At 60.3% G+C, this 26293-nt stretch carries 20 protein-coding genes; 6 read left to right on the top strand and 14 right to left on the bottom strand.

Going from position 1 to position 26293, the window contains the following annotated elements; genetic code table 11:
- Positions 1–136 precede the first annotated feature (136 nt).
- Genes SNL23_RS27055 through SNL23_RS27045 form a run of 3 tightly spaced genes read right to left on the bottom strand, consistent with a single transcriptional unit; the run spans position 137 to position 2594 of the window.
- Entirely contained in the window at positions 137–688 is a 552-nt protein-coding gene (locus SNL23_RS27055; protein ID WP_318304201.1) for a GNAT family N-acetyltransferase, read from the bottom strand.
- Positions 689–692: 4 nt separating this feature from the next.
- Positions 693–1154, bottom strand: a complete 462-nt coding sequence (locus SNL23_RS27050; protein ID WP_076016521.1) for an LEA type 2 family protein — start codon at positions 1152–1154, stop codon at positions 693–695.
- Positions 1155–1166: 12 nt separating this feature from the next.
- Positions 1167–2594 carry a nucleobase:cation symporter-2 family protein gene (locus SNL23_RS27045; RefSeq protein WP_318304200.1) on the bottom strand — a complete coding sequence of 476 codons (1428 nt, stop codon included), beginning with the start codon at positions 2592–2594 and terminating at the stop codon, positions 1167–1169.
- 235 nt (positions 2595–2829) lie between these two features.
- Here SNL23_RS27045 and SNL23_RS27040 point away from each other — a divergent pair, with 235 nt between their 5' ends.
- Entirely contained in the window at positions 2830–4455 is a 1626-nt protein-coding gene (locus SNL23_RS27040; protein WP_167664762.1) for a methyl-accepting chemotaxis protein, read from the top strand.
- A gap of 133 nt (positions 4456–4588) precedes the next feature.
- Here the strand turns inward: SNL23_RS27040 and SNL23_RS27035 are convergent, their stop codons facing one another.
- From SNL23_RS27035 to SNL23_RS27010, 5 genes are all read right to left on the bottom strand, one after another.
- Positions 4589–5566 carry an NAD(P)-dependent oxidoreductase gene (locus tag SNL23_RS27035; RefSeq protein ID WP_076016524.1) on the bottom strand — a complete coding sequence of 326 codons (978 nt, stop codon included), beginning with the start codon at positions 5564–5566 and terminating at the stop codon, positions 4589–4591.
- The gene (locus SNL23_RS27030) at positions 5566–6861 is read right to left on the bottom strand and encodes an MFS transporter (protein ID WP_318304199.1); all 1296 of its coding nucleotides are present in this window, start codon (positions 6859–6861) and stop codon (positions 5566–5568) included. The genes SNL23_RS27035 and SNL23_RS27030 overlap by 1 nt, the downstream gene beginning before the upstream one ends.
- A 111-nt stretch (positions 6862–6972) precedes the next feature.
- Positions 6973–7935, bottom strand: coding sequence for a sugar kinase (locus SNL23_RS27020; protein ID WP_076016526.1), 963 nt, complete (start codon positions 7933–7935; stop codon positions 6973–6975).
- Positions 7928–8710, bottom strand: a complete 783-nt coding sequence (locus tag SNL23_RS27015) for a sugar phosphate isomerase/epimerase family protein (RefSeq protein ID WP_076016527.1) — start codon at positions 8708–8710, stop codon at positions 7928–7930. Before SNL23_RS27015 ends, SNL23_RS27020 begins: the two co-directional genes overlap by 8 nt.
- A gap of 112 nt (positions 8711–8822) precedes the next feature.
- Positions 8823–9860 carry a LacI family DNA-binding transcriptional regulator gene (locus SNL23_RS27010; RefSeq protein WP_318304198.1) on the bottom strand — a complete coding sequence of 346 codons (1038 nt, stop codon included), beginning with the start codon at positions 9858–9860 and terminating at the stop codon, positions 8823–8825.
- Between the two features lie 241 nt (positions 9861–10101).
- On the opposite strand from SNL23_RS27010, the gene SNL23_RS27005 reads away from it, so the two are divergent.
- From SNL23_RS27005 to SNL23_RS26995, 3 genes are all read left to right on the top strand, one after another.
- A complete protein-coding gene (locus SNL23_RS27005; protein WP_318304197.1) occupies positions 10102–12048 on the top strand; it encodes a hypothetical protein in 1947 nt (648 codons plus the stop codon).
- Between the two features lie 149 nt (positions 12049–12197).
- Positions 12198–14189, top strand: a complete 1992-nt coding sequence (locus SNL23_RS27000) for a hypothetical protein (RefSeq protein WP_318304196.1) — start codon at positions 12198–12200, stop codon at positions 14187–14189.
- A gap of 280 nt (positions 14190–14469) precedes the next feature.
- Entirely contained in the window at positions 14470–16659 is a 2190-nt protein-coding gene (locus SNL23_RS26995) for an autotransporter outer membrane beta-barrel domain-containing protein (protein ID WP_318304195.1), read from the top strand.
- 59 nt (positions 16660–16718) lie between these two features.
- Here SNL23_RS26995 and SNL23_RS26990 read toward each other — a convergent pair whose 3' ends face one another.
- From SNL23_RS26990 to SNL23_RS26965, 6 genes are all read right to left on the bottom strand, one after another.
- Positions 16719–17204: a hypothetical protein gene (locus SNL23_RS26990; protein ID WP_167664754.1), complete on the bottom strand. Its 486-nt coding sequence runs from the start codon at positions 17202–17204 to the stop codon at positions 16719–16721.
- 132 nt (positions 17205–17336) lie between these two features.
- Positions 17337–17942 (bottom strand): LysE family translocator, encoded by a 606-nt coding sequence (locus tag SNL23_RS26985; protein WP_167664753.1) that lies wholly within the window; start codon positions 17940–17942, stop codon positions 17337–17339.
- A 54-nt stretch (positions 17943–17996) separates the two neighbouring features.
- Positions 17997–18836, bottom strand: coding sequence for an AraC family transcriptional regulator (locus tag SNL23_RS26980; RefSeq protein ID WP_076016533.1), 840 nt, complete (start codon positions 18834–18836; stop codon positions 17997–17999).
- Positions 18837–19002: 166 nt separating this feature from the next.
- Positions 19003–19644, bottom strand: a complete 642-nt coding sequence (locus SNL23_RS26975) for a DUF1345 domain-containing protein (protein ID WP_318304194.1) — start codon at positions 19642–19644, stop codon at positions 19003–19005.
- Positions 19645–19697: 53 nt separating this feature from the next.
- Positions 19698–22796, bottom strand: coding sequence for an efflux RND transporter permease subunit (locus SNL23_RS26970; RefSeq protein WP_318304193.1), 3099 nt, complete (start codon positions 22794–22796; stop codon positions 19698–19700).
- 17 nt (positions 22797–22813) lie between these two features.
- A complete protein-coding gene (locus SNL23_RS26965; RefSeq protein WP_318304191.1) occupies positions 22814–23971 on the bottom strand; it encodes an efflux RND transporter periplasmic adaptor subunit in 1158 nt (385 codons plus the stop codon).
- 305 nt (positions 23972–24276) lie between these two features.
- Here SNL23_RS26965 and SNL23_RS26960 point away from each other — a divergent pair, with 305 nt between their 5' ends.
- Positions 24277–24978 (top strand): response regulator transcription factor, encoded by a 702-nt coding sequence (locus tag SNL23_RS26960; RefSeq protein ID WP_003214048.1) that lies wholly within the window; start codon positions 24277–24279, stop codon positions 24976–24978.
- Positions 24979–24981: 3 nt separating this feature from the next.
- Positions 24982–26277 (top strand): ATP-binding protein, encoded by a 1296-nt coding sequence (locus tag SNL23_RS26955; protein ID WP_318304190.1) that lies wholly within the window; start codon positions 24982–24984, stop codon positions 26275–26277.
- Positions 26278–26293: the final 16 nt, after the last annotated feature.

The following is a 26293-nucleotide window of genomic DNA, read 5'->3' as shown; positions in this document are numbered from 1 at the left end:
CCGAGCCTAGGCGAGGAGCCGAGTGGTGGGGCAAGAGCGTTTTGCTTACTTTTGCGCTTTTCAAAAGTGAGCCGCTGTAAGAGCGGAACCCATAGCGGCCCTGACCGCAGCAACGGATATACACTCAAAACCCACCTCAGCCCCGCCGAACCCCCAGCCATTCCTCCCGGGTAATCTCCCAAATATCCTTGGACAAATTCCCAGCGACAAACTGCCCCTCATCCGTCCTGACCAACCGCATCCCCGTACGCTCGGAGATCCTGCGCGAGGCCACGTTCGGCGCCGCCTTGGGCACCCGCATCAAAGGCCGCTCCAGCACCTCAAACCAATACTCGGTCACCGCCGCACTGGCCTCGGCCATCAACCCCTGACCCTGCCACTGCGGCCCCAGCCAAAAGCCCCGATTGTTGTCCACCTCATCCATCAGGCTGACATTGCCAATCAGCACCTCTGGCGCGCTTCTGAGGCGGATCGACCAATGCCATTCCTCCCCACGCGCCATCGCCGGCAATGCCACGTGCTCCAGATAACTGCGCGCACCGTCCGCCGGGTAGGGCCAAGGCACCTGGGCATTGAGATAACGCACCACTTCCCAGTGCGCAAACTGCTGCTGGACGCCCTCGGCATCCTCCAGCGTCAGCGGCCTTAGGATCAGGCGTTCGGTATACAGCGTAGGTTGCGCATCCATGTCGTTACCAAGTGGCAGTGTTGGGAAAGTCCAGTGTCCCGCGATCCACAAAGCGCATGGTGCCGAACAGGCCACCCGCGAGTTTCCCGCGCAACACGTAAGGCAGGTTATTCAAGCTCTGGGTCTGGCTCAAGCCAAGGGTCTGGCGCAACACGGAAAACGCCGAAACGCTCACCGGCACCGTCAGCACCGTCTCCGAAAAGCGCGGGATGGAACCACTCAGATCACTCACCCCGGAAGCCAGCGGCCGGCCATTGACCTCAAGGTCAAGGGCCACGCCGTTGTAGTCGATCGCGGTTTCATTCGGGTTCTGCACCCGCAGTTTCACCGCGAAACGCACTTCCAGGTCCTGGCTTTGCAGCGGCTCGATGCCCACCACGTTGATGTTCACCGGGTCGCGGTTGGGGAACAGCGCGCAGGCACTCAGGGTGAGTAGCAGCAGTGACAGGACCATGAGCTTGCGCATAGAGGGGTTCTCCTATTTCGTGACGTCCGGGTCTTGCATCACCTTGAGGGTGGAGGCTTCCGGATCAAATTCATCTTCTTCCAGTTCTATGAACTCCTCAGGCAGGAAGATGTTCAGCACGATAGCGCAGAACGCACCGACGGTGATCGGCGACTCGAAGATGTTGTGCAGCGCCTTGGGCAGTTCGCGCAGTACTTCCGGGACTGCTGCCACGCCCAGGCCCATGCCTAAGGAAATGGCCACGATCAGCACATTGCGCCGGTGCAGGCCGGCTTCGGCGAGGATCTTGATCCCGGCCACCGCCACGGTGCCGAACATGATCAGGGTAGCGCCGCCCAGCACCGGTTTGGGCATCAGTTGCAGCACCGCGCCGATCATCGGGAACAGGCCCAGCAGCACCAGCAGCCCGGCAATGAAGTACGCCACATAACGGCTGGCCACGCCGGTCAACTGGATCACGCCGTTGTTCTGCGCGAAGGTCACCATCGGCAGGCTGTTGAAAGTGGCCGCCATCACCGAGTTGAGGCCGTCGGCCAGCAGGCCGGACTTGATGCGCTTGATGTACAGCGGGCCCTTGACCGGCTGTTGGGAAATCATCGAGTTGGCCGTCAGGTCACCGGCGGCTTCCAGGGGTGAAATCAGGAAGATCACTGCCACCGGGATAAACGCCACCCAGTCGAACGAGAAACCGTATTTGAACGGCACCGGCACGCTGATCAGCGGCAGTTGGGGCAGGGCGGCCAGGTCGACGCGGCCCATCCACCAGGCCACCACAAAGCCGAGGGTCAGGCCGATCACGATCGAACCCAGGCGCAGGAACGGGTTGTTGAAGCGGTTGAGCACTACGATGGTCAGCAACACCAGGGCCGCCAAGCCCATGTTGCCGGCGGCGCCCAGGTCGCTGGCGCCATAGCCGCCGGCCATGTCGGTGACGGCTACCTTGATCAGCGACAAGCCCATCAAGGTAATGATGGTGCCAGTGACCACCGGGGTGATCAGTTTGCGCAGCTTGCCGATGAACTGGCTGAGCACCACTTCGATAAATGCCGCGAAGAAGCAGATGCCGAAGATCGTCGACAGGATCTCATCGGTGCCGCCGCCCCGGGCCTTGACCATGAAGCCGGCGCTCAGGATTACGCTGATAAACGAAAAGCTGGTGCCTTGCAGGCACAGCAGGCCCGAGCCCACCGGGCCGAACTTGCGGGCCTGCACGAAGGTGCCGAGCCCCGACACAAACAGCGCCATGCTCACCAGATACGGCACTTCGCTTTCCAGGCCCAGCACGCCGCCGACGATCAGCGTTGGAGTGATGATCCCGACAAAGCTGGCCAGCACGTGCTGCAGGGCGGCAAATATCGCCGCGCTGAAGTGCGGACGGTCGTCGAGGCCGTAGATCAGGTCGGATTTATAACGGGGGCGAGGGGTTTGAGTGTCAGACAAAATACGGGCCCGGGCAGGAAAAAGGAGGCGCAGGATGCCAGAAACTGCCAGTTGTCAGAAGTGTGAAAAAATATTTCGGAACATCCCCCATTAATTCCTCAAGCCGGCCGATACCGTTTATAGGCCCACATACCAATTACAACAGTGGTGCCAGCCGGTCAGAGCGGCGCGTTGACGCCCACTGACCGTGTCGCGGCAGGGATGCTCGCAGCCACTACTTCTAAGAGCGCCCCCTATGTCCCTTCGTAACCTGAATATCGCACCTCGAGCTTTTCTCGGTTTCGCCTTCATCGCGTTGCTTGTCGTTATTCTTGGGGTGTTTGCGGTGAACCGCATGACCCTGATTCGTCAGGCATCGGTCGACATGGGCGCCAACCAACTGCCCAGCGTCGGATATCTGGCCACCATGACCGAAAACGTCCTGCGCCTGCGGATTCTGTCGTTTCGCGTATTGGTCAACCGTGAACCGGCGGCCTTGCAGGAAGCCCAGACCCGCATGGGCGTGCTGGAAGGCAAGGTCAAGACCGCCCAGGCGGCTTATGCCACCATGCCGGCGGGGGATGAAGAGGCGGCGCTGTACAAGACGTTTGCCCTCACGCTCGACAATTACCTCAAGGCTCAGGCCGAGATGGTGAGCCTTTCGCAGCAGAACAAAGTGGAAGAGATGCGCGCCCTGATCAACAGCCGCATTAAGGATGGCACCGACCAGATGGGCGAACAGTTGAATAAACTGATCGCCATCAACGCGGCTGACGCGACCCAGGCAGGCAATGACGCCGGGCAGAGTTACCGGGACGCCATCACGGGCATCATCGCCGTTTCGGTGATTGCGGCCCTGATGACGGTGTTGCTGGCATGGCTGTTGACCCGAAGCATCGTCACCCCACTGCGCAAAGCGCTGGAGGTGGCTGAAGTGATCGCTGGCGGTAACTTGAGCAAAGTGATTGAAGATGACGGCAAGGACGAACCCGCTCGCCTGCTCGGCGCATTGGCTGCAATGCAAGCCAACCTGCGTCAGACCATCCAGCACATCGCCGGCTCAGCCACGCAGTTGGCCTCTGCCGCTGAAGAGCTCAGCGCGGTGACTGAAGAGGCCTCCAAAGGCTTGCAACAGCAGAACAACGAAATAGACCAGGCCGCCACAGCGGTCAACGAAATGACCGCAGCGGTGGAAGAAGTGGCGCGCAATGCGGTGTCCACCTCGGAAGCTTCCAGCCAGTCCAACCAGGCTGCGCGAGAAGGGCGTGACCGGGTGGTGGAAACCGTCGGTGCGATTCAGACCATGACTCAGGATGTACAAAACACCTCGGTATTGATCGAAGGCCTGGCGGCTCAGGGCCGTGATATTGGCAAGGTACTGGACGTGATTCGCGCGATTGCCGAGCAGACCAACCTGCTGGCCCTCAACGCAGCGATTGAAGCGGCACGTGCCGGTGAAGCCGGGCGCGGGTTTGCGGTGGTGGCGGATGAAGTGCGGGCCCTGGCCCATCGCACGGCGCAGTCGACCCAGGAAATCGAAAAAATGGTCGCAGGCATTCAGAGCGGTACGGGCGAGGCAGTGAACTCGATGCAGCAGAGCAACCAACGCACCCAAAGCACCCTGGAAATGGCACGGGCTGCCGGCGTGGCGTTGGAGCAGATTACCCAGTCCATCAGCCTGATCAACGAGCGCAACCTGGTGATCGCCAGTGCGTCGGAAGAACAGGCTCAGGTGTCCCGCGAGGTTGATCGCAACCTGGTGAATATCCGCGACCTGGCGACCCAGTCGGCAGCGGGTGCCAACCAGACCAGCGCGGCCAGCCATGAGCTGTCGCGTCTGGCGGTGGATTTGAACGGGATGGTGGCGCGCTTCGTCATCTGATCTGAAATACAATTAAAAATGTGGGAGCGGGCTTGCTCGCGAAGGCGGTGTGTCAGTTGATGCATTCGGTGGCTGACACACCGCTTTCGCGAGCAAGCCCGCTCCCACATTGGGTGCTGTGGTGTTTCAGGATTCAGTGTTTCCAGGCCGCCGGATTCACTAGATTCTTCGGCTTTTCCCCCGCCAGCGCCGCCAGCAGATTGTCCACCGCGCACTTGGCCATAGCCTCCCGCGTCTCATGAGTCGCCGACCCGATATGCGGCGTCGCCACCACATTGCTCAAGCGCAACAACGGCGAGTCATGCTGCAGCGGTTCCCGCACAAACACATCCAGTCCCGCCGCGCGAATGGTGCGCTGTTGCAACGCCTCGATCAGCGCCGGCTCGTCCACCACCTTGCCTCGGGAGATGTTGATAAAGATCGTCTCCGGGCCCATCAGCGCGAATTCTTCAGCGCCAATCAAGCCTTCGGTTTCAGCCGTCAGCGGCAACGTCAGGCACACAAAGTCGGCTTGTTGGAGCAAGTCCGGCAGGCTGCGATACTCGGCGCCGAAGCGCTGCTCCACCGCCGGTTTTGGCGAATGGCTGTGATAGATCACCGGCATGCCAAACCCGAAATGCCCACGCTGGGCCAAGGCTTCGCCAATACGGCCCATGCCGATAATGCCCAGCGTCTTGCCGTGTACGTCGCTGCCGAAATGCAACGGGCCAATGTTCTGGTTCCAGTTGCCGGCGCGCACCATATTGGCCAGTTCCACCACTCGCCGGGCAGTGGCGAGGATCAGCGCGAAGCCGGTATCAGCGGTGGTTTCCGTCAGTACGTCGGGGGTGTTGCTGAGCAGGATGCCGCGCCCGGTCAGATAGTCGATGTCGTAGTTGTCGACGCCGACGGACACGCTGGCCACGGCCTCAAGGTTTGGCGCCAGGTCCAGCAATTTGGCGTCCAGGCGCAGGCTGGCACCCAGCATCCCTTGGGCCTTAGGCAACGCCGCGCGCAGCTTGGCCAGGCCGCTTTCATCCAGTGCCTCGATCAGTGTGACCTCGGCCTGTTCATGCAGGCGGGCCATCAGCGGCGCAGAGAGTTTCTTGTAGAGCACGACAGACTTTTTCATCAGGTCTTTACCTTCAATTCAAGGGATTGCAGCGGGGCGCGCTCGCGGTCACTGGCGCCGGGCTTGAGGAAGATCGTCAGCACCACCGACACCATCAACGCACCGCTCATCAGCAGGTACGAGGCGCCGGGCGAACCGGTGCTGCTATTGAGGTAGCCCACCAGGTACGAACCGCCAAACGAACCGAGGGCACCCATGCTGTTGATCAGCGCCATGGCGCCGCCGGCGACGTTGGCCGGAAGGATCTCCGGGACGATCGCGAAAAACGGTCCGTACGGCGCATACATGCACGCCCCGGCGATCACCAGCAGGGTGTACGACCACCAGAAGTGTTCGGCGCCCAGCACGTAGGACGCATAAAACGCGATGGAGGCGATCAACAGCGGCGGCCACACAAAGCGTTTACGTTTTTGCAGTTTGTCCGAGCCCCAGGACACCACCAGCATGCCGATCACCGCCGCCAGGTACGGCAGCGCCGACAGCCAGCCGGCCTCGACCATGTCCATTTTCAAGCCGGCTTTGAGAATCGACGGCAGCCACAGCACGAAGCCATACACGCCAATGCTCCAGCAGAAAAACTGCAGCGCGAGGATGATCACCTTGGGCGAGCGAAAGGCTTCGGCGTAGTTCTTCACCGCCTTGATGCCCACCTGTTCTTCGGCGAGGGCGGTTTCCAGGTCTTTTTTGTGCTGGGCGCTCAGCCATTTGGCGTCGGCCGGTTTTTCATCCGCCAGCTTCCACCAGATAAAGGCCCACAGCACTGCCGGCAAGCCTTCGATGATGAACATCCAGCGCCAGCTGAAATGCTGTACCAGATAGCCCGAGACCACCGACATCCACATCATGGTCACCGGGTTGCCGAGGATCAGGAAGGTGTTGGCCCGGGAGCGTTCTGCGCGGGTGAACCAGTGGCACAGGTACACCAGCATCGCCGGCATCACGGCGGCTTCGACCACCCCGAGCATGAAGCGGATCACGATCAGCATGTAGGTGTTGGACACCATGCCGGTCAGGGTGGCCAGGCCGCCCCAGAGGATCAGGCTGACGAAAATCAGCTTCTTGACGCTGCGCTTCTGCGCGTAGATCGCCCCCGGCACCTGGAAGAAAAAGTAGCCGAGGAAGAACAGCGCGCCGAGCAGCGACGACATGCCCGGGGTGATCATCAGGTCTTCGGCCATCCCGGAGGCGGCGGCGAAGCCGTAGTTGGCGCGATCCAGGTACGCCAGGCTGTAGGTGATAAACACGATGGGCATGATGTACCACCAACGACGGGTGGCGAGTTTCAACGGTTCCATAAGGTTGCTCCTGAGCTTGTTGTAGTTGTGGCAACAGGTAACTGGGTAGCAGCGAGCTTGCTCGCGAAAAACCTAAGGGCTCCACCTTTATTCAGGTGGCGCGTGTCATCGTTAACGACCTTCGCGAGCAAGCTCGCTCCTACAATAAGCAGGCAGATCTTCACGCAACGGCAAGCCTTCCATGTCGCCACGGCTCTGCACCGCGCGGCTGCCGATCCAGTTGCCGCGCTGCACGGCCTCGGCAAAGCTGAGGTTTTCCAACAACGCGCTGATCATGCCCACGGCAAAACCATCGCCAGCGCCGACCGTGTCGACCACCTTGGCCACGGGTAAGGCGGCGACGAAACCCTGGTCCAGTTGCGTGCGGTAATACGCGCCGTGGGGGCCGAGCTTGATGGCCACGGCTTCCACGCCCTGGTCGAGGTAGAACGCGGCGATGTCGGCCGGGTCTTCAAAACCGGTGAGCAAACGGCCTTCGCTCAAACCCGGCAACACCCAATCCGCCAGGCAGGCGAGGGCGTTGATTTCGCTGATCATGCGTTGCTCGTTTGCCCACAGGGACGGGCGCAGGTTCGGGTCGAAGGACACGCTGCGCCCAGCCTCGCGCATTTGCGTCATCAACTGGCGCGACAGCTCGCGGGTGGCGTCCGACAGTGCCGGCGGGATGCCTGTGGCGTGCAGGTGGCGGGCTTGCAACAGCTCGGGCTTGATCGCCTCGACCGAGAGATGGCTGGCGGCCGAGCCACGGCGGAAGTACTCCACCTGCGGATCGTCGCCGGCTTCTTCGCGGGACTTGAGTTGAAAACCCGTGGGGTGCAGCGGGTCCACCGCCACATGTGCGCAGTCCAGGCCTTCGTTCTGCAAGGTGTCCACCACAAAACGCCCGAGGGAATCGGCGCCCACCCGGCTCAGCCATGCGACGTTGAAGCCCAGGCGTGACAGGCCGATGGCGACGTTGCTGTCGGCGCCGGCAATACGCTTGTGAAACTCGGCAACCTGGGCCAGGTCGCCGGTCTGTTCGGCGACAAACATCGCCATGGTTTCACCAAACGACAGGATATCGATCTCAGACATGGGCGTTCTCCACGCGGGGCTGGCCAAGGACGGCGAGGGCGGCGACCTGCTGTGCCGTGACCTGTACCAGGTCATCGCCTTGCAGCGGAAATTCCACGGCCCGGGTAATACCTTGAGTCATATGCTTGAGCAGTTGTTCCCACAGATGCAGGTCGGCGGCGCCTGGCGGCAACGCCACCAGCTTGCCGTCGGCGCGGCGGGCCACGGCCTTGCAGTGCAGGTAGTCCACATGCCGGCCCAGCAGGCGCGCGGCGGTGAGTGCGGACTGGTCCTGCCATTGCCAGTTGCCGATATCGAAGGTCATTTTCACCGGCACCGCCAGGCGCTCGACTTCGTTGAAAAAACGCTGCATCGGCTCGATGCGCCCGCCGTGCAGGGTCTGGTCGTTTTCCACCAGCAACTTGACCGGATGCCGGTTGAGCAGGGCGCTCAAGCTGCCCAGGTCGTTGGTGTCGGTGAAATAGCCGAGGGAGACTTTCAGCCAGCCAGCGCCAAACGCCTGGGCGCGGTGGAGGGTGGCGGCCAGTTCGGCATTGGGTTGCGAGCGGCCGGCCACCCAGAGTTCCAGGGGCGAGGAGAACACGCATTCCAGGCCTTGATCGGCCGCTGCTTGTACCAGTTCAAGGGGTTGTTCGGTGGTCAGCAGTTCTTCGCGCCATTCGATACGTTGCGCGCCAGCGGCGGCCAGCACCGAGACGAAGCTCAACTGGCCCTGTTGGCGGACCAGGTCGGCGCCGTAGCTGGAAAGGCTGATAGAGACGGGGTATTTATGCATTGTTGTGCACCTCTGAAACCGGTTTCATTTTTATACGCAAAGTAAAGGTGTGGGAGCTGGGTTGCCTGCGATGGCGGTGTGTCGGTCGATTACTTCTTTGTTTGAGACATCGTCATCGCAGGCAAGCCCACACAAGGGATTGGGTGGAGCCTCGGACGATGAGTTGTGGCAAGAAATCCAGGGTGCGCGTCGGCTCGGTATCGCCGCGTAAGCGCTTGAGCAAACAATCAAACGCGCTGGCGCCGATGGCGTCGGTAGGCTGGGCGAGGGCGGTGATGCCGCTGCCTACCAGCGGGTACCAATCCAGGTCATCGAGGGCGATCAAGCCCACGTCCTCGAACAGCTTGCAGCCCAGTTCCTTCAGCGCACGGGTGCAGGCCAGTGCCGCGATGCCGTTGGCGCAGAACAGGGCTTTGGGGCCGGCTTTAGTATTGGCGAGGAAGGTTTGCAGGCGGGTATTGAGTTGACTGTCGATCTCCAGCACGGCGCCGGTCAACGCACTGCGCTGGCCAATCTCGGCCTTGAAACTCTCCAGACGCTCCAGACGTGAACTGGTGCCATCGGTGGCTTCGCTGACCAATAGCAGGTCGCGATAGCCTTGCTGCTCAAGGTGCTCGACCGCCATGCGCACCGCCACCAGGTTATCCAGCCCTACCAAATCGCTGTGCAGCGGCTCGACCTTGCGGTCCACCAGCACCAGAGGCATTTCCCGTTGCAGCTCCAGCAATTGGTCGAGGTGATGGCCGAGGGTGTTAACGATCAGGCCTTCGATGTTGTACGAGCGCAGGGCGGCCAGGTGCAGGCGTTCCTGCTCGTCATCGCGGTCGGTGTTGCACACCACCAGGCTGTAGCCGTGTTGACGGCAGGCGGTTTCCACGCCATGCATCACGGCAATCGAATAGGGGTTGCGGATATCGGCCACCAGCATGCCGATCAGGCGGGTACGCCCACGTTTCAAACCACGGGCCATCTGGTTGGGGCGGTAGCCGAGCTCATCGATAGCCTGCTCGATGCGCAGAGCGATGGCCTCGGACAAGAGCCCACGGTCGTCGCCGATAAAGCGCGACACGCTGGCTTTGGAGACACCGGCGCGCTCGGCCACATCAAGCATGGTCACACGGCTGCGCTGGGCGGCGGAAAATGGAGTCACGGTGCAGGGCCTTTCTTATTGGAAGGGTCGACGCGTGGGTACTCGCGCTGAAACCGGTTTCAGAAGACCATCGACCAGGCAATTCGTCAAGTACGATTCACGGGGAGTTGCCGGTTAAAACCGACGAACGGCTGGGTCAACCTGTGAGTTCTGACAGTATTCGAACCCCGATATTGCGCGTTTAATAAATCCAAGCGCGCAAACATCTGCGCGGGAGCGAACAAGTAGCCAGGAGGGTGACATGAGTGATCCCAAGACCGCTGGACTGCGCAAGGGTGTCTTGAGCCTGAAAGACATCGAGGTGCCGATTCTGGATTACGTCATCCCTCCGATTACAGATGGGTATATTCCCAACTGGCACCTGGACAGTGGGCTGGAGGTGGTGATTCCCGAGTTATGGGACGGTTCCGCAGAGGAGGGTGAGTTCAATATCGTGAGGGTTCGTTGGCTGCGCGGCGGGGCTGAAGGCAGGCCGCCTTATGTCCGCCGTTTTGATGGCCCCATCTCAGAAGGCATTTTTCCTCTAAAGATTCCGATAGCGCGGGATTATCTGGAAACAGACGGTACGGTATTTCTGCATTATGAGATTGAAGACGAAACAACACTGATTTCCCGGTCGACCCCACGCATCCTGTATCTGGATCGCACGCCGCCCAATAACAACGTTAAGCCTTTGCCCCCGGTATTCCCGGTCGCGATTATTGATGAGGATTACTTGCGGGCGCACGCCACCGTCGATCTCACCGTGGCGTTTTATAACGGTCGCCGAGCCCGAGACAGGATCTATTACTACGTATCGGACAAAACCCCGCCGCCCGATGCAGCGCCCGACGGATATATAGAGTTTCCCCTTGAAACCACGCCACTGATCGTGCCGATCCCCGGTGACGTGTTTCGGTTGTACCCAAACGGTACCCAATACGTCCATATTCGGCTTGAAGATCGATCGGGAAATCCCGGCCCAAGATCCGATCAGGCGTCAGTTGAGGTCGATTTGTTGGGTTCTCCGACGCTACTCCAGCCTCCGGTTATTCCGGCAATGGCGGGTGGCCTGATCAACCGCCATGAAGCCCGTCTGGGAGTTGTTGCGCGCGTGAACTACACCAATTGGCAGCCAGGAGACCGAGTTGCCTTAAGGTGGGGTAACACCACGATCGGGCTGATAGAGGTCACGAAGGTGCCCTTTGACGTCGATGTTCCATGGCTGGCGTTGATCGACGACGGCCTGGGACCCGCGCAGGAGTTTGCCCATTACACCATTTGGCGCGAGGGCAGCATGGTGCCCACTTTTCCGAGCCCGGGCACCAGGATCCTCTGGGACTTCACCGTTGCAGGGCAAGATCATGCCAATGCCCCACAGTTGATCAACACTGACTTGCCACGGGTACGGATATTTGGGGAGGGCTCTACCACTGACAACCATATTGATATTCGTGACAAGGATAAGCGGATCTACGCCAGTGTTGCCCTTTATCACACCCCTAGAGATGGGGAACTGTTGGAGTTGTATTGGGGGAACTTTCCGTCCCTGGATTCACCGGTCGCCAGTTATCGTATAGACACCAGTAATGGGGATGTAGAAGGCGCACGCGTGGAATTTAGCGACATACCCTGGCAAGTCATTGTGGATGCGGGTAACAATGACCGGCTGCCGGTGTATTACACGACGTTTAACGGCGTTAATGAACAAATCGCTTACTTCACTGAAGTGACCGTGGCGGTGATCGCGCCTTTGATATTTAGGCAGGCAGAGTTCCCAAGCTGGGATCACCTGACTTCAACCCTTAATTGTTCATCCATTCCTCCCCTGTGGGACCATATTCCAATCCGAGTTGCGCCCGATCTCGCGTTCAGGAGAGACGACGTCGTTATTTTGAGCTGGATCGGATATACGGAAATCTGGGGGGGAGGCAAGCCAATTCCTGAAACCGCAGAAACGATCACTCATAGCTTAACCGCAGAAGAAGCTATTAATGGTTATACGTTCAAGCTGGATAACTATGCTGAAAAAATAGCGCCCATCAAATCCCCGGACCCCACTAGCCCGGCAAGTTCCGCGTATGCCGTTTATACCGTTTGGCGCGGCACCCAGTTTATAGGTTCATCACGGCTTTACTACGTGAAAATTGATCGGCGCAGGGCTGGCGGACTCTACTGTGGGCCTGACGGGAACGGCCCGGAGCTCTGAAAGTTGGGGCGTAGTGTGCAAGTGCGAAGGCAAACAGTGACCTGATGATTTATGAACTCATGCCGTCATGTCCATGTGTGTAATGCCATGTGAGTTCACGTCATCTTACATTTTAACGATGTTGTTAAACATGCAAGTGGAGAGCACAAATGACGAGTTTGAATAAGAAACAACAGGCTGCAGTTGCCTCGCGAGAAGCGAACAGGGCGTATTTGTCCGGTCGAAAGGGCGGGATCCTGAATTTGACGTTGCCGGACTTCGATAGTTTGAATGCCGACGGGCTGATTCCTTATCAAGAGCCCAGGCTGCCGCTACGTGTCAGTTATGATCTTTCCGACTTGGCGGCGGGTGGCGACGTTGACCCTGCCACGGTTTATATCACTACGAATATTCGTGGCAAAGGCGCAACCCAGTGGGGGCCTGCCATTCATGTCGTTACCTTTGCAAACCCTGCGTCCCCTACTTACGCCGATATCACCGCACCCTTTTTTCGAGATATCCCCGCATCGCTCTTAACCCAAGGCGAGCATGAAGTGGGTTATATCATCTGGGAAGGCCCCTCATCACCGACCCCGCTGTTAGCGGGTGCTCCACTGGAAATAGATGAGACGCCGCCTTACGGTCGTAACTATCCGCCAGTGCCGGTATATCCCAGCTATCTGGCAGACGAAATTACCGAGACGGATATCGCAGGAAACGCTGGCGGGATGGTGTGTACATTCCCGGCCTATCCAGCATCACGAAAACCGGGCGATAGTATTGAGGTCTATTTTTCCGAGGATTTTTCCTCGCAATTGTCCACTCCGGCCCTGACGGTTCCTGTTACGGACGGATTAACCTTCACCGTGCCCTGGGACGCGGTCAGGGCCAATGAAGCAGGGCGCAACTACCTGTTTTACGTCCTGCGTGACTTGGCCGGCAACCGCAGCCTGGATTCAACGCCAGCGCGCATCAACTTGAACTTGACTGACGATCCGGCTCCCCACCAGGCGGAGATTCCGCTTGCGCTGCTGCCCGATGACGGTCTCATTGACCTGCAAGATGTGTATGTCGAGGACAACGTTTTCGTCAGCATTCCTGAATACACCAACAACCTGCCCGATATCGACGTTATCCAACTGACTTGGGGGGGTGAGGATCCGCTGCGTTACGACGTCGCGGATTACATGCCGTTCCCGCTGCTGCTGCCCGTGAGCCGCGCAACGATCTTTGCCGACTACGGCACTGTAACTGGAGAGAACGAGACCACCATTGAGTATCTCGTTGATCGGCGTGGGCAGGAGTTTGATGCACCTCCCCTGGTTATCCACGTCGACCTCTCGTCACCAGGTCCCAACCCTGGACTTGACCCTGAAAACTCGGCACTCAATCTGCCGACGGTGTATGGCAGCGACAGGACCACGCCTAACGTGCTCACGCCCGACGACTTTGGCAATGATGCTACGGTCGATATCGTGCTTTGGGACCTGCCCGTACCTGCTCCGGGTATCATCATTACCGGCTACTGGGGCGATCTGGCGCACCCCTTTGACCCGACGCCACTAACAACAGAGGGCGCTGGTGCGACCATTACATTGGACGTCCCATGGGAAACGATCAGGGACGTAGGCAACAACGCCACACTCAAGGTGTTCTACACCTTGAGTTGGCTAACCAATAACAATATCCAGCGCTCTGAATCCCGGAACGTGAACGTGACCGCGAATGTGGTAACGCTGCAGGAGGCACAGTTCCGAAAGGCCGCGGCAGCATTGGCATGTACCGACCTCCAAAACGTGACGCGGGCCGCAGTCGTCAGGATTTCGGGCAATATGACGTACTTCAAGGAGCACATGGTTATCCGAGGGGAGTGGCGAGTGTTCAGCGACGCGGCAGGCACTACGCAGCTGGGTCCCGCTCACGACGTCAACTCTCCACCGCTGACACTGGATATGGTCGCGAACGGTTTTGATTTGACGATTGCGCCTTACATGACGGTAGTCAGGCCTGCCGCTCGAAACTCGGCGGACTTCCACTACTTCGTCGACATTCCCGGGGAGGGCGAAGTCAAGTCCCAGCGGGCGTTTACCCGAACTCGTTTTACCGACCTCAACGGCTTGTTCTGTGAGGAACAGCCGATCTCTTTCGTGGATGAAGACTAGTCTCCAGCAATGATCAAGGGGCGCTCCGGCGCCTCTTGAATTTAACCCGCTCGCCCCCGCATTTCCGCGTCATGCCATTCAAACCATTCAGATAAATCCTACATCAACAGTTAGCACTCAACGGTAACTTTGCGACCCTTGAGTGGCCTGCTTCCATCCCTCTGGAAATAGGCCGGACGGTTCCGTTGTGGAGCCTCTGTTGAAAGAGTGGTTTCTTGTGAAGATCAATACTGCGTTTAAGTTAAAGCCTTTAGTCGCAATGATGCAGGTCCCTTGCGTTATGTCCGTTTTATTCCTGGCACCTCAAGCCCAAGCCAGGCTGATTGAAAATGAGACCTACACCATTGGGCATGGTGAACACATTGATTCGTTTGAGTTGCGCAACGCTACGCTTAACGTCAACAACACGTTTACGCGGGATGTCTATGCCGACGCTTCTACGCTGAACGTCACCGACCGCAGCACCATCCTCGGCCCGGTGGTTGTCCAACGAGGCTCCAGTGTGAACGTGGCCAATAGCCGAGTGACCGCTTCCGGGGCGCTCAATAACGGTATTACGTTGTTCAGCAGCAATGCCCTGATCCAGGGGAGTGTGATTTCCAGCGCGGACCATTTCGGCATGTTGATCGGTCGGTACACGTCTGACACGACCGGGTCCACGGCAGTTGTGTCCGATAGCGTAATCTCCGGCGCTACCGGTGGCGCGGCGTTGACGGGCAACAGCTCGCTGGACTTGATGCAAAGCGAAGTGATCGGTGTAAGCGAGGGCAGCTTCGGCCTGAGCCTGGAAAGTGCAACGGCCCGTGCTTTGCGCAGCAATATTACCGGCGGACTTAACGGCATAGTGATGTCGGTTGATCGTCGTATACCCAATGCGAACACATTGGTACTGGACCAGGCCCGGGTCACCGGTACCACCGGTGCGGCCCTGCTTGTGCAGGGCGCGCGGGGGCAGGGCGCGGTCGCCGACATTCAGGTACTCAACGGCTCTACGCTGATCGGTGGCAACGGCAATCTGCTGGAAGTCAAAGGTGGCTCAATCGCCAATATGCAGGTCGATAACAGCCAGCTGCAAGGTGATGTGGTTGTCGATGCCGGGAGTGCCGCCCACCTGCAACTGAACAATTTTGCCTCCCTGACAGGCCGCCTGGACAACGTCTCTTCGTTGCAGATCGGTGACCAGTCGATGTGGGTCATGACTGGCAACAGCCAGGTCGGTGCGCTGACCTTGTCGGATGGCATGGTCAAGTTCGGTGAAGGTGATGCGTTCTATCAGCTGGACCTGGGAAGCCTGTCTGGCCAGGGTACTTTTGTGATGGGCACCGACTTCGCGCGGGGCCTGACCGACTTTCTCAACATTACTGGCGATGCATCCGGTCATCACAATTTGTTGCTTGCCAGCAGCGGCGCGGAACCGCTCAACCCGGGCGACATACAGGTGGTGCACACCGGAGGCGGTGACGCACAGTTCGAACTGGTAGGCGGTTCGGTTGATGTGGGGGCCTGGTCCTACGGGCTTCGCCAAGACGGTACCGACTGGTTCCTCGACCCGAATAACCGCACCGTCAGCCCGGGCACCCGTTCGGTGCTGGCCTTGTTCAACACCGCACCGACCGTGTGGTACGGCGAAATGACCTCGTTGCGCAGCCGCATGGGTGAACTGCGCCACAATGGCGCCGAGTCCGGTGGCTGGCTGCGTGCGTACGGCAACAAGTACGAAGTCTCCGGCGGTGAGGCGGGCGGTTACCAGCAGATTCAGCGTGGTTTCTCCCTGGGCGCGGACGCACCTGTCGGCGATGGCTGGTTGCTGGGGGTGATGGCCGGTCACAGTAACTCCGACCTGGACCTCAACCGGGGGACGTCGGGTGAAGTAAAAAGCTACTACGCCGGCCTGTACGCAACGTGGCTGGATGAAGACAGCGGCTACTACTTCGATGGCGTGGTCAAAGCCAACCGCCTGCAGAACTCATCCAAAGTAGGTTTGAGCGACGGCACGCAAACCAAAGGCAATTACAACACCAATGCGCTGGGCGCTTCTGCCGAGGTAGGTCGCCACATCAGGCTTGATGACGATTTCTTTGTCGAACCTTTCGCGCAAGCGTCGCTGGTGACTGTGCAAGGCAAGAGCTACAGCCTGGACAATGGCCTCAAAGCCAAAGGCAAGAACACTGACTCGGTGCTGGGCAAGTTGGGCGTGACCGTAGGGCGTGACTTCGTACTGGATGACGGCAGCGTGATGCAGCCATATCTTCGCGGCGCCGTTGCCCATGAGTTTGCCAAGAACAATACGGTGTTGGTCAACAATCAGACGTTCAACAACGACCTGTCGGGATCACGTATCGAACTTGGCGCGGGGGTTGCCGTATCGCTGTCCAAGCACCTGCAATTGCATGCTGACTTCGACTACGGCCAGGGCAAGCATGTTGATCAGCCTTGGGGCGCCAATGTCGGCATGCGGTATAGCTGGTAAAAGCTGCCGGTAAATAAAAACGCCCCGAGACCGGGGCGTTTTTTTTGCAGCGCATTTAATCAAAGGTTGAACAAAATCTGCAGTCTTTGCTCTGCACCACTGACATCATAGAAATAGACATCCAATGCGCCGCTGACATGGTTGGAGATGATGTCATGAAAAAACTCTATGGTCCCACGGTGTGCGCTATAGGCAGGCGTGGGTGGATCATCGTACGTCATGTTAATGATCGAGAACCGTTGCTCTCTTTCGTCCTCCTTCAGCGTGTAGCGCCCGGAGGGTAGTAGAGCCCGGTCGTACGTATATTTGAAGATGATCACTTGTTTGAAAATGTCTGAACCTTGAGCTTTTCCATGACGCGAAGTGCTACCTGCCAGATCGGGCGGTGGGCCAGTCATCGTGCCTTCAGCCAACCAGAACCCGTTTTTCAGTTCATGACTCAAAAACTGTGGCTTGAATTTTTTGTCTGCGACGACTCCTTCGAAAAAGCGTGTGTTGGTTGCGGTTCGGGTGGATTTGGCGGCAGGGGCAGTTGCAGTACTCATCATCAAACTCTCCTTCAATACAGTGAAGTGTGCGGTGAATGTCGCGGGTGCAAAGTGAGTTCATTCAGCGCCCTAACGTGCTGCGCCACAACTGTCAGAATTCACAGGTTTTCCAACCGTTCGTCGCTTTCCCTACGTGCCAGCCAGAACGCTCAGCCACGCGGACCCGAACAACAGCAACGCCATGCCTTGGTTAAAACGCTGCATGGCCCTGGCCGAGCGGAACACCCGGCTCGAACCCACTCCCAGCAACGCCCACGCTCCCAGGCACGGCAACGAAATCATAAAAAACGCCAACGACAGGTACAGCACATGGCTCTGGCGTTCGTCGCCATTGCCGGCAAACACACTGACCACCGCCAGGGCCATCATCCAGGTCTTGGGGTTGACCAATTGCAGGCTGGCGGCGCCGGCCAGGCCCAAACGTTTTTGAGGGGTGTTCGGGTCGATGGCTTCGGCCGGGGCGCGGAAGATCTGCCAGGCCAGATAGCTGAGCCAGGCCACGCCCACCCATTGCATCACGGCCTGCACTCTGGGCAATTGCGCCAGCGACTGGCCCACGCCCGAGCCCACCAGCAACACAATCCCCGCCGCGCCCATACAAGCACCCAATACGATAGGCAACGCAGCCTTGAGCCCATAACGCGCGCTGTTGCTCAGCACCAGGATATTGGTCGGGCCGGGGGTAATGGAGGCGACGAAGGCGAATAACAGAAAGGGCAGCAGGGTAGGGAACATGGTGGTGCGACTCCGATGTGCAAGGCAATGGAGTCGATCTTCACAAGCGGCTCGTTAGCTGTCTGGAAGATTTGAGCAGCGCTTGCGGTACGCAGCCGGTGTCATGCCGTAGGCCCGCACAAACCAACGGCCCAAATGGCTCTGGTCGGCAAAGCCCAGGCTGGTGGCGACCTCGGCAGGCTGCTCGCCCTTGGCCAGCAAGTGACGGGCACGGGCCAGGCGCAGTTGCACCAGGTAGGCATGAGGCGGCAGACCGAAGGCGCTCTTGAAGGCGCGGGTCAGGCGGAAGCGGTCTACGCCGGTCGCCAGGGCCAATTCGTCCATGCCGACGTCCTGATGCAGATGGGCGTGCAGGTACTCGCGGGCCTTATGGGCCACCAGAGGCAGGCGCGGGTCCTGGTGATAGCGCTGGCGCCAGTGCAACTGGCCGGTCAGGCGCTCCAGCAAGTGGTCGAGGGCGTGTTGGCGCACGATGCGCAGTTCGCCGCTGTGCAGGCTTTGAAACGCCTGGCTGGTGGCAAGCGCCAGGCGAGGATCGCTGGCAAGGGTGGTGGCAAACCCCAGCTGACTGTTGGCCGGGGCTTCCTCGAACACTGCCGCCACTTCCCGCTGCAGCCACTGTGGGTCGAGGTACAGCATGCGGTAGGTAAACCCGGCTTCGGTGGGGGCGTGGCCGTCATGGATTTCCCCTGGTTCCAGCAGAAACACCTTGCCTGGCGTGCTTTGGTGACGGGTGCTGCGGCAATTGAATTGCTGCACGCCTTGCTCCGTGACGCCCACCAGGTAGCTGTCGTGCCAGTGCGGATCGTAGGCATGGCCCTCGAAATGCGCACGCAGGGTCTCGATGCCGGTGTCGGCGTCCTGGGACAGGTCGATCCAGTTGTGTGCAGCCATAAAAAAATCCATGGGTAGTAACTGTAGGAGCGAGCTTGCTCGCGAAGAACCTGAGCGCGCCGCGTCAAGCCAGGCAGTGCCCATTATCGTTGACGTTCTTCGTCGGAACGCCGCCCGGAGCAGGCTCGCTCTTACAGGGGGTTAGCGTCTAGAAGTTTTGTGCAGCTCAACCAAACAGCCCGGCGGCAATGTTGATCGAGAACCCCAGTATCGCCGTATTGAACAGAAACCCGATCAGCGATTGCCCCAGCACTACCTTGCGCATGGTGCGCGTGGCAACCCCGACGTCCGCGGTTTGCACCGCCACGCCGATGGTGAACGAGAAGTACAGGAAGTCCCAGTAATTGGGAGTGCGCAAATCCTCGGCAAAACGCAACGCCGGCTCGGGGCCGTCCCAGGTGTAATACAGCCGCGCGTAGTGCACGCTGAAAATCACCCCGATCAGCAACCATGAGCCGATCACCGTCAGCCCGGTAAACCCGTAATGCAACAGACGCGCCGTGGTGTCCAGGTCCTTGCTGCCCACCAGTTCAAAGGTGATGGTTGCCAGGCTGGCGACGGCCGCGATGCACACCATGAACAGCACCAGCCCGGCGTTCTCGTCCTCGATCTCGGCGATGCGTTTTACATCGTCGGCCCGGGAATGGCTGGTCAGCCAGAGCATCAGCACCAGGTAGGTCCAGACGCCCGCGTTCCAGCCGATGAGGATTTTGCTGATGACGGTATCGGCCGGAGCCAAAAGCCCCACCGCCAGGCCCAACACGGCGGCGGAGGACAGGCGAGGGTGGGTGCGGGCGAGGAAGGGCATGGGAACTCGATGGGCCAGGGTTTGCGTTACCTTAGCCCACCTTAGTCCTTTGTTCAGCTGTCTTTGTGGCGCTTTTTCACCAGCTTCATCACCACCACGAAGAACACCGGCACAAACACCACCGCCAGCGTCGCGGTAATCATCCCGCCGATCACCCCGGTGCCGATGGCCTGCTGGCTCGCCGAGCTGGCGCCGGTGGCGATCGCCAACGGCACCACGCCGAGGATGAACGCCAGGGACGTCATGATGATCGGTCGCAGACGCAGGCGTGCAGCCTTGAGCGTCGCATCGACCAGGTCTTCACCCTGGTCATACAGGTCCTTGGCGAACTCGATGATCAGGATCGCGTTTTTCGCCGACAGGCCAATGATGGTAATCAGGCCAACCTTGAAGAACACATCGTTGGGCATCCCGCGCAAGCTCACGGCCAATACCGCGCCGAGCACGCCGAGGGGCACCACCAGCAGCACCGAGGTCGGAATCGACCAGCTTTCATACAACGCCGCCAGGCACAGGAACACGATCAGCAGCGACAGGCCGAGCAGCAGCGGGGCCTGGGAACCGGACAACCGCTCCTGCAACGACAGGCCGGTCCATTCCTGGCCGAGGCCCGCAGGCAACTGGCTGACCAGGCGCTGAATTTCTTCCATCGCCTCGCCGGTACTGTGGCCCGGCGCCGATTCACCGGAAATCGCGATGGCCGGGTAACCGTTATAACGGGTCAACTGAGCCGGGCCCTGGATCCAGCGCGCTTCGACGAAGGCCGACAGCGGCACCATCTTCCCGGCGTTGTTGCGCACATGGATCTTCATGAGGTCGGCCACCTGGCTGCGCTGATCACCTTCGGCTTGCACCACCACCCGCTGCATGCGGCCCTGGTTGGGGAAGTCGTTGATATACGCCGAGCCGATGGCCGACGACAGCACATTGCCGATGTCGGCAAAGGAAATGCCCAGGGCGTTGGCTTGCTTGCGGTCAACTTCCAGCTGTACCTGAGGTGCCTCGGCCAGGGCGCTTTCACGCACATTGGCCAGGATCGGGCTTTTCTCGGCAGCGGCCAGCAGTTCGGTGCGGGCCTCCATCAACGCGGCATGGCCGACGCCGCCACGGTCCTGCAGGCGGAACTCGAAACCACTCGAGGTGCCCAGGCCATCCACCGGCGGCGGCAAAATCGCATAGGCAATCGCGTCCTTCAGCTCGGTAAAGGCCGCGTTGGCACGGTCTGCAATGGCGGCGGCGGAATCCTTGCTGCTGCGTTCCGACCAATCCTTGAGCGTGGTAAATGCCAGCGCTGCGTTCTGCCCCGAGCCGGAGAAGCTGAAGCCCATGATCATTGTGGTATCGCCCACACCCGGCTCGCCGGCGTTATGCGCCTCGATCTGCTCGGCCACCTGCACCGTGCGGTTCTTGCTCGCACCTGGCGGCAGCTGGATATCGGTGATGGTGTAGCCCTGGTCTTCCACTGGGAGGAACGAGGAGGGCAGGCGGCTGAACAACACCCCCAGGCCCACCACCAACACCAGATAGATCAGCAGGTAACGCCCGCTGCGCTTGAGGGCATAGGCCACCCAGCCTTCATAGCGGTCGGTGAACTGTTCGAAGCGCCGGTTGAACCAGCCGAAAAAGCCGCCTTTCTCATGGTGTTCGCCCTTGGCAATCGGCTTGAGCAAGGTGGCGCACAGGGCCGGGGTCAAGGTCAGGGCGAGGAACGCCGAGAACAGGATCGAGGTGGCCATCGACAACGAGAACTGCTGATAGATCACGCCCACCGAACCCGGCATGAACGCCATCGGCAGGAACACCGCCACCAGTACCAGCGTAATGCCGACAATGGCCCCGGTAATCTGGCCCATGGCCTTGCGCGTGGCTTCCTTGGGCGAAAGGCCCTCGGTGACCATGATCCGCTCGACGTTCTCCACCACCACAATCGCATCGTCCACCAGGATGCCGATGGCCAAGACCATGCCGAACATGGTCAGTACGTTGATCGAGAAACCCAGCAACAGCATGGTGGCGAAAGTGCCCATCAAGGCGATCGGCACCACCAGCGTCGGGATCAGCGTATAGCGGATGTTTTGCAGGAACAGGAACATCACCGCAAACACCAGCAACATCGCCTCGCCCAGGGTGTACACCACCTTGGTGATCGAGACCTTCACGAACGGCGAAGTGTCGTACGGGATCTTGTACTCGACGTTGGCCGGGAAGTAGCGCGCCAGTTCGTCCATCTTCGCCCGCACCAGGGTCGCGGTGCTCAAGGCGTTGGCGCCCGGCGACAGCTGCACGCTGACCGCGGTGGACGGCTTGCCGTTCAGGCGGGTGGAGAACTGATATTCCTGGCTGCCGATTTCCACCCGCGCCACGTCACCGACGCGCACGGTGGAACCGTCCGGATTGGCCTTGAGCACGATGTCGGCAAATTCGGCCGGGGTCGACAGCTGGCCTTTCACCAGGATCGACGCAGTGATTTCCTGGGTCTTGGTACCCGGCAAATCACCGATGCTGCCCGCTGATACCTGGGCGTTCTGCGCCGCGATGGCCGCGTTGACGTCCGCCGGGGTCAGGTTGAAACCGATCAGTTTCTGCGGGTCGATCCAGATCCGCATTGCGCGCTCGGCGCCATACAGCTGGGCCTTGCCCACACCGTCCAGGCGTTTGAGTTCGTTCATCACGTTGCGCGCCAGGTAATCGCTGAGCGCTACGTCATCGAGCTTGCCGTCGCTGGAGGTGAGGGTCACCAGCAGCAGGAAGCCGGCGGAAACTTTCTCCACCTGCAAGCCCTGCTGTGTCACGGCTTGGGGCAGGCGCGGCTCCACGGCCTTGAGGCGGTTTTGCACGTCAACCTGGGCCATCTCCGGGTCGGTGCCCGGCTGGAAGGTCGCGGTGATGGTGGCCGAACCGAGGCTGCTCTGGGATTCGAAATACAGCAGGTGATCGGCGCCGTTGAGCTCTTGCTCGATCAGGCTGACCACGCTTTCGTCCAGGGTTTGCGCGGAGGCACCCGGGTACACCGCATAGATCTCGACTTTCGGCGGCGCGACGTTGGGGTACTGCGCCACCGGCAACTGCGGGATGGCGAGGGCGCCGGCCAGCAGGATAAACAGGGCGACCACCCAGGCGAAGATCGGGCGGTCAATAAAGAACTGCGGCATTGTGAACTATCCCTTTCTTACTGGCCGGATGCCTGAGCGATTGGCGCGGGGCTGTCGTCGACCTGGACTTTCTCGCCAGGGCGGGCGTGTTGCAGGCCTTCAACGACGATACGGTCACCGGCCTTCAGGCCGCTGTTGACCACCCAGCGGTCATTGACCACCGAGCCCAATTCCACCGGTTGCTGGCTCACGTTTTGCTCGGCGTCCAGCAGCAGCACCATCGGAATTCCGGCACTGTCGCGGGTGATCGCCCGCTGCGGCACGCTGATGCCTTGCTGGTCGACGGCTTGCTCCAGGCGTACGCGGATAAAGCTGCCGGGCAGCAGGTCGAGGTCCGGGTTGGGGAATTCGCTGCGCAAGATGATCTGCCCGGTGCCCGGGTCGACGCTGATTTCGGCGAACAGCAACTTGCCCGGCAGCGGATACAGGCTGCCGTCATCCTGGATCAGCGTGGCCTTGGCCTGGTCCTGACCGACTTGCTTCAAGTGCCCGGCGCGGAAGGCTCGGCGCAGGTCATTCAGCTCGCGGGTGGATTGGGTCAGGTCGGCGTGGATCGGGTCCAGTTGCTGGATCAGCGCCATCGGCGTGGCTTCGTTCTGGCCCACCAGGGCGCCTTCGGTCACCAGCGCGCGGCCAATGCGACCGGAAATCGGTGCAGTGACGGTGGCATAGCCCAGGTTCAACTTGGCCCGCTGTACGGCGGCCTGGTTGGCAGCCACATCGGCCGCGGTTTGCCGGGCGGCGGCGCGGGCGTTGTCGTATTCCTGGCCGCTGATGGCGTTGCCTTCCACCAGTTGGCTATAGCGCTGCTCTTGCAGGCGCGCCTGGAACGCATTGGCCTCGGCCTTGCGCAGGCTGGCCTGGGCGCTGTCGAGGTCGGCCTTGAACGGCGCCGGGTCAATCCGGAACAGCACATCGCCCTGTTTCACGTCGTGACCTTCCTTGAACACCCGCTGCAACACCACGCCGGCCACCCGGGCACGCACCTCGGCAATGCGCGGCGCGGCAATGCGCCCGCTCAGTTCGCTGGTGATGGACAGGGGCTTGGCTTCAAGGGTTTCGATCCGCACCTTGGCCAACGGTGCTTCGGCGGCGTCGTCCGCCGACTGGCCACACGCGCTCAACGCCAGTGTCAGGGCCAACAGGCAAAACGGCGCAAACAGATTCTTCGACATGCTCATATCCCAATATTGACTGGCGCATCCTACGGTCGCCCCCGCCACAGTGCTGTGAAGCTCTGTAGGTGGTGTGTGAAGAAATGTAAGGTGCAGCCCACAGATGCACGCGGGCGTATATCCTTCATAACCGCCGAACCTTACACGATCTTCCTGATACCGAAGATCAAATGTGGGAGCGGGCTTGCTCGCGAAGGCGGTGTGTCAGGCGCCGTATGCGTTAACTGAAACACCGCTTTCGCGAGCAAGCCCGCTCCCACATTGGATTTGCGTACTACTCAGAAATTGTATTATTTGGAAATACCATGCCCAACATTCTTCTGGTGGAAGACGACGCCGCGCTCTCCGAATTAATCGCCAGTTATCTGGAACGCAACGGCTATCACGTCAGCGTGCTCAGCCGTGGCGACCATGTGCGTGAGCGCGCGCGGCTCAATCCGCCGGATCTGGTGATCCTCGACCTGATGCTGCCGGGCCTCGACGGCCTGCAGGTCTGCCGGTTGCTGCGGGCCGACTCGGCCACGCTGCCGATCCTGATGCTCACCGCCCGGGACGACAGCCACGACCAGGTGCTGGGCCTGGAAATGGGCGCCGACGACTACGTCACCAAACCCTGCGAGCCGCGGGTATTGCTGGCTCGTGTACGGACCTTGCTGCGCCGTAGCAGCCTCACCGAACCCCAGGTGGCCAACGACCAGATCCTGATGGGCAACCTGTGCATCGACCTGTCGGAACGCACCGTGACCTGGCGCGACCAGCCGGTTGAGCTGTCCAGCGGTGAATACAACCTGCTGGTGGTGCTGGCCCGGCACGCCGGCGAAGTGCTCAGCCGCGACCAGATCCTGCAACGCTTGCGAGGCATCGAATTCAACGGCACCGACCGCTCGGTGGACGTGGCGATCTCCAAGCTGCGGCGCAAGTTCGATGACCACGCGGGCGAGGCGCGCAAGATCAAGACCGTGTGGGGCAAGGGTTACCTGTTCAGCCGTTCCGAGTGGGAATGCTGAGCCATGTTTCGCGTCCTGATTCGGCTGTACCTGATCACCATCGTTACCTTCGCCGCAGCGATTTACCTGGTGCCCCGGGCAGTGATCCAGCTGTTTGAACACCGTTACATGAGCTACAACATCGAGCAGTCCCGGGGGATGCAAAGCCTGATCGTCAAGGAATACCAGCGGGTGCCCATGGAGCAGTGGGCCAATGTCACCGTGCGCTTGTCGGCGGATTTTGCCCCGCTCAAGGTGCAACTGCTGCGCATCCAGGACGCCAGCTACACCCCTGAAGAACAGCGCCTGCTGGAAAAGGACCAGATGGTGATTCGCCTGGGCGAGTGGGGCTGGGCGGACGACGTCAGCTCGCCTCTGGACGATCAACTGGTGGTCAAGGTCTCGGTCCCGCCGGACCCGCTGGACATGAACCTGTTGTACTGGAGCATGAACGTGCTGATCGGCGCGGCGCTGCTGGGGTGCCTGCTGTTCTGGCTGCGGCCCCACTGGCGCGACCTGGAACGCCTGAAAAGCACTGCCGCGCAACTGGGGCAGGGCAACCTTGCGGCACGCACAAAAATTCCCCCCAGCTCCAACATCGGCAGCCTGGCAGCGGTGTTCGACACCATGGCCAACGACATCGAACAACTGCTCAATCAACAACGTGATTTGCTCAATGCGGTCTCCCATGAACTGCGTACACCGCTGACGCGCCTGGACTTCGGCCTGGCGCTCGCGCTGTCCGACGACCTGCCAGCCGCCAGCCGCGAGCGGCTGCAAGGCCTGGTGGCGCACATTCGGGAGCTGGACGAGTTGGTGCTGGAGTTGCTGTCCTACAGCCGCCTGCAGAACCCAGCCCATACACCCGAGCGGGTGGAAGTGGTACTTGACGAGTTCATCGACAGCATCCTGGGCAGCGTCGACGATGAACTGGAAAACCCGGATATCGTGATCGATGTGGTGCTGGATTGCGCGGTGGAACGCTTCACCCTGGACCCGCGCCTGACCGCCCGGGCCCTGCAAAACCTGCTGCGCAACGCCATGCGCTATTGCGAGCGACGGATTCAGGTGGGGGTGAAGGTGTGTCCCAAGGGTTGTGAGATTTGGGTAGACGATGACGGCATTGGTATTCCGGTTGATCAGCGGGAGCGGATCTTCGAGCCGTTCTACCGGCTGGATCGCAGCCGGGATCGAGCCACTGGCGGTTTTGGCCTGGGATTGGCCATCAGCCGGCGGGCGCTGGAGGCCCAAGGTGGAACATTGACGGCCCAGGGTTCGCCATTGGGCGGCGCACGGTTCCGCCTCTGGCTGCCGAGCTAAGGAACACCGCAAAACA

Origin of the sequence: Pseudomonas sp. SED1 (assembly GCF_034044025.1) — a bacterium.
In the GTDB taxonomy this organism is placed as follows: Bacteria; Pseudomonadota; Gammaproteobacteria; order Pseudomonadales; family Pseudomonadaceae; genus Aquipseudomonas.
This window is presented reverse-complemented; position numbering and strand designations above follow the sequence as displayed.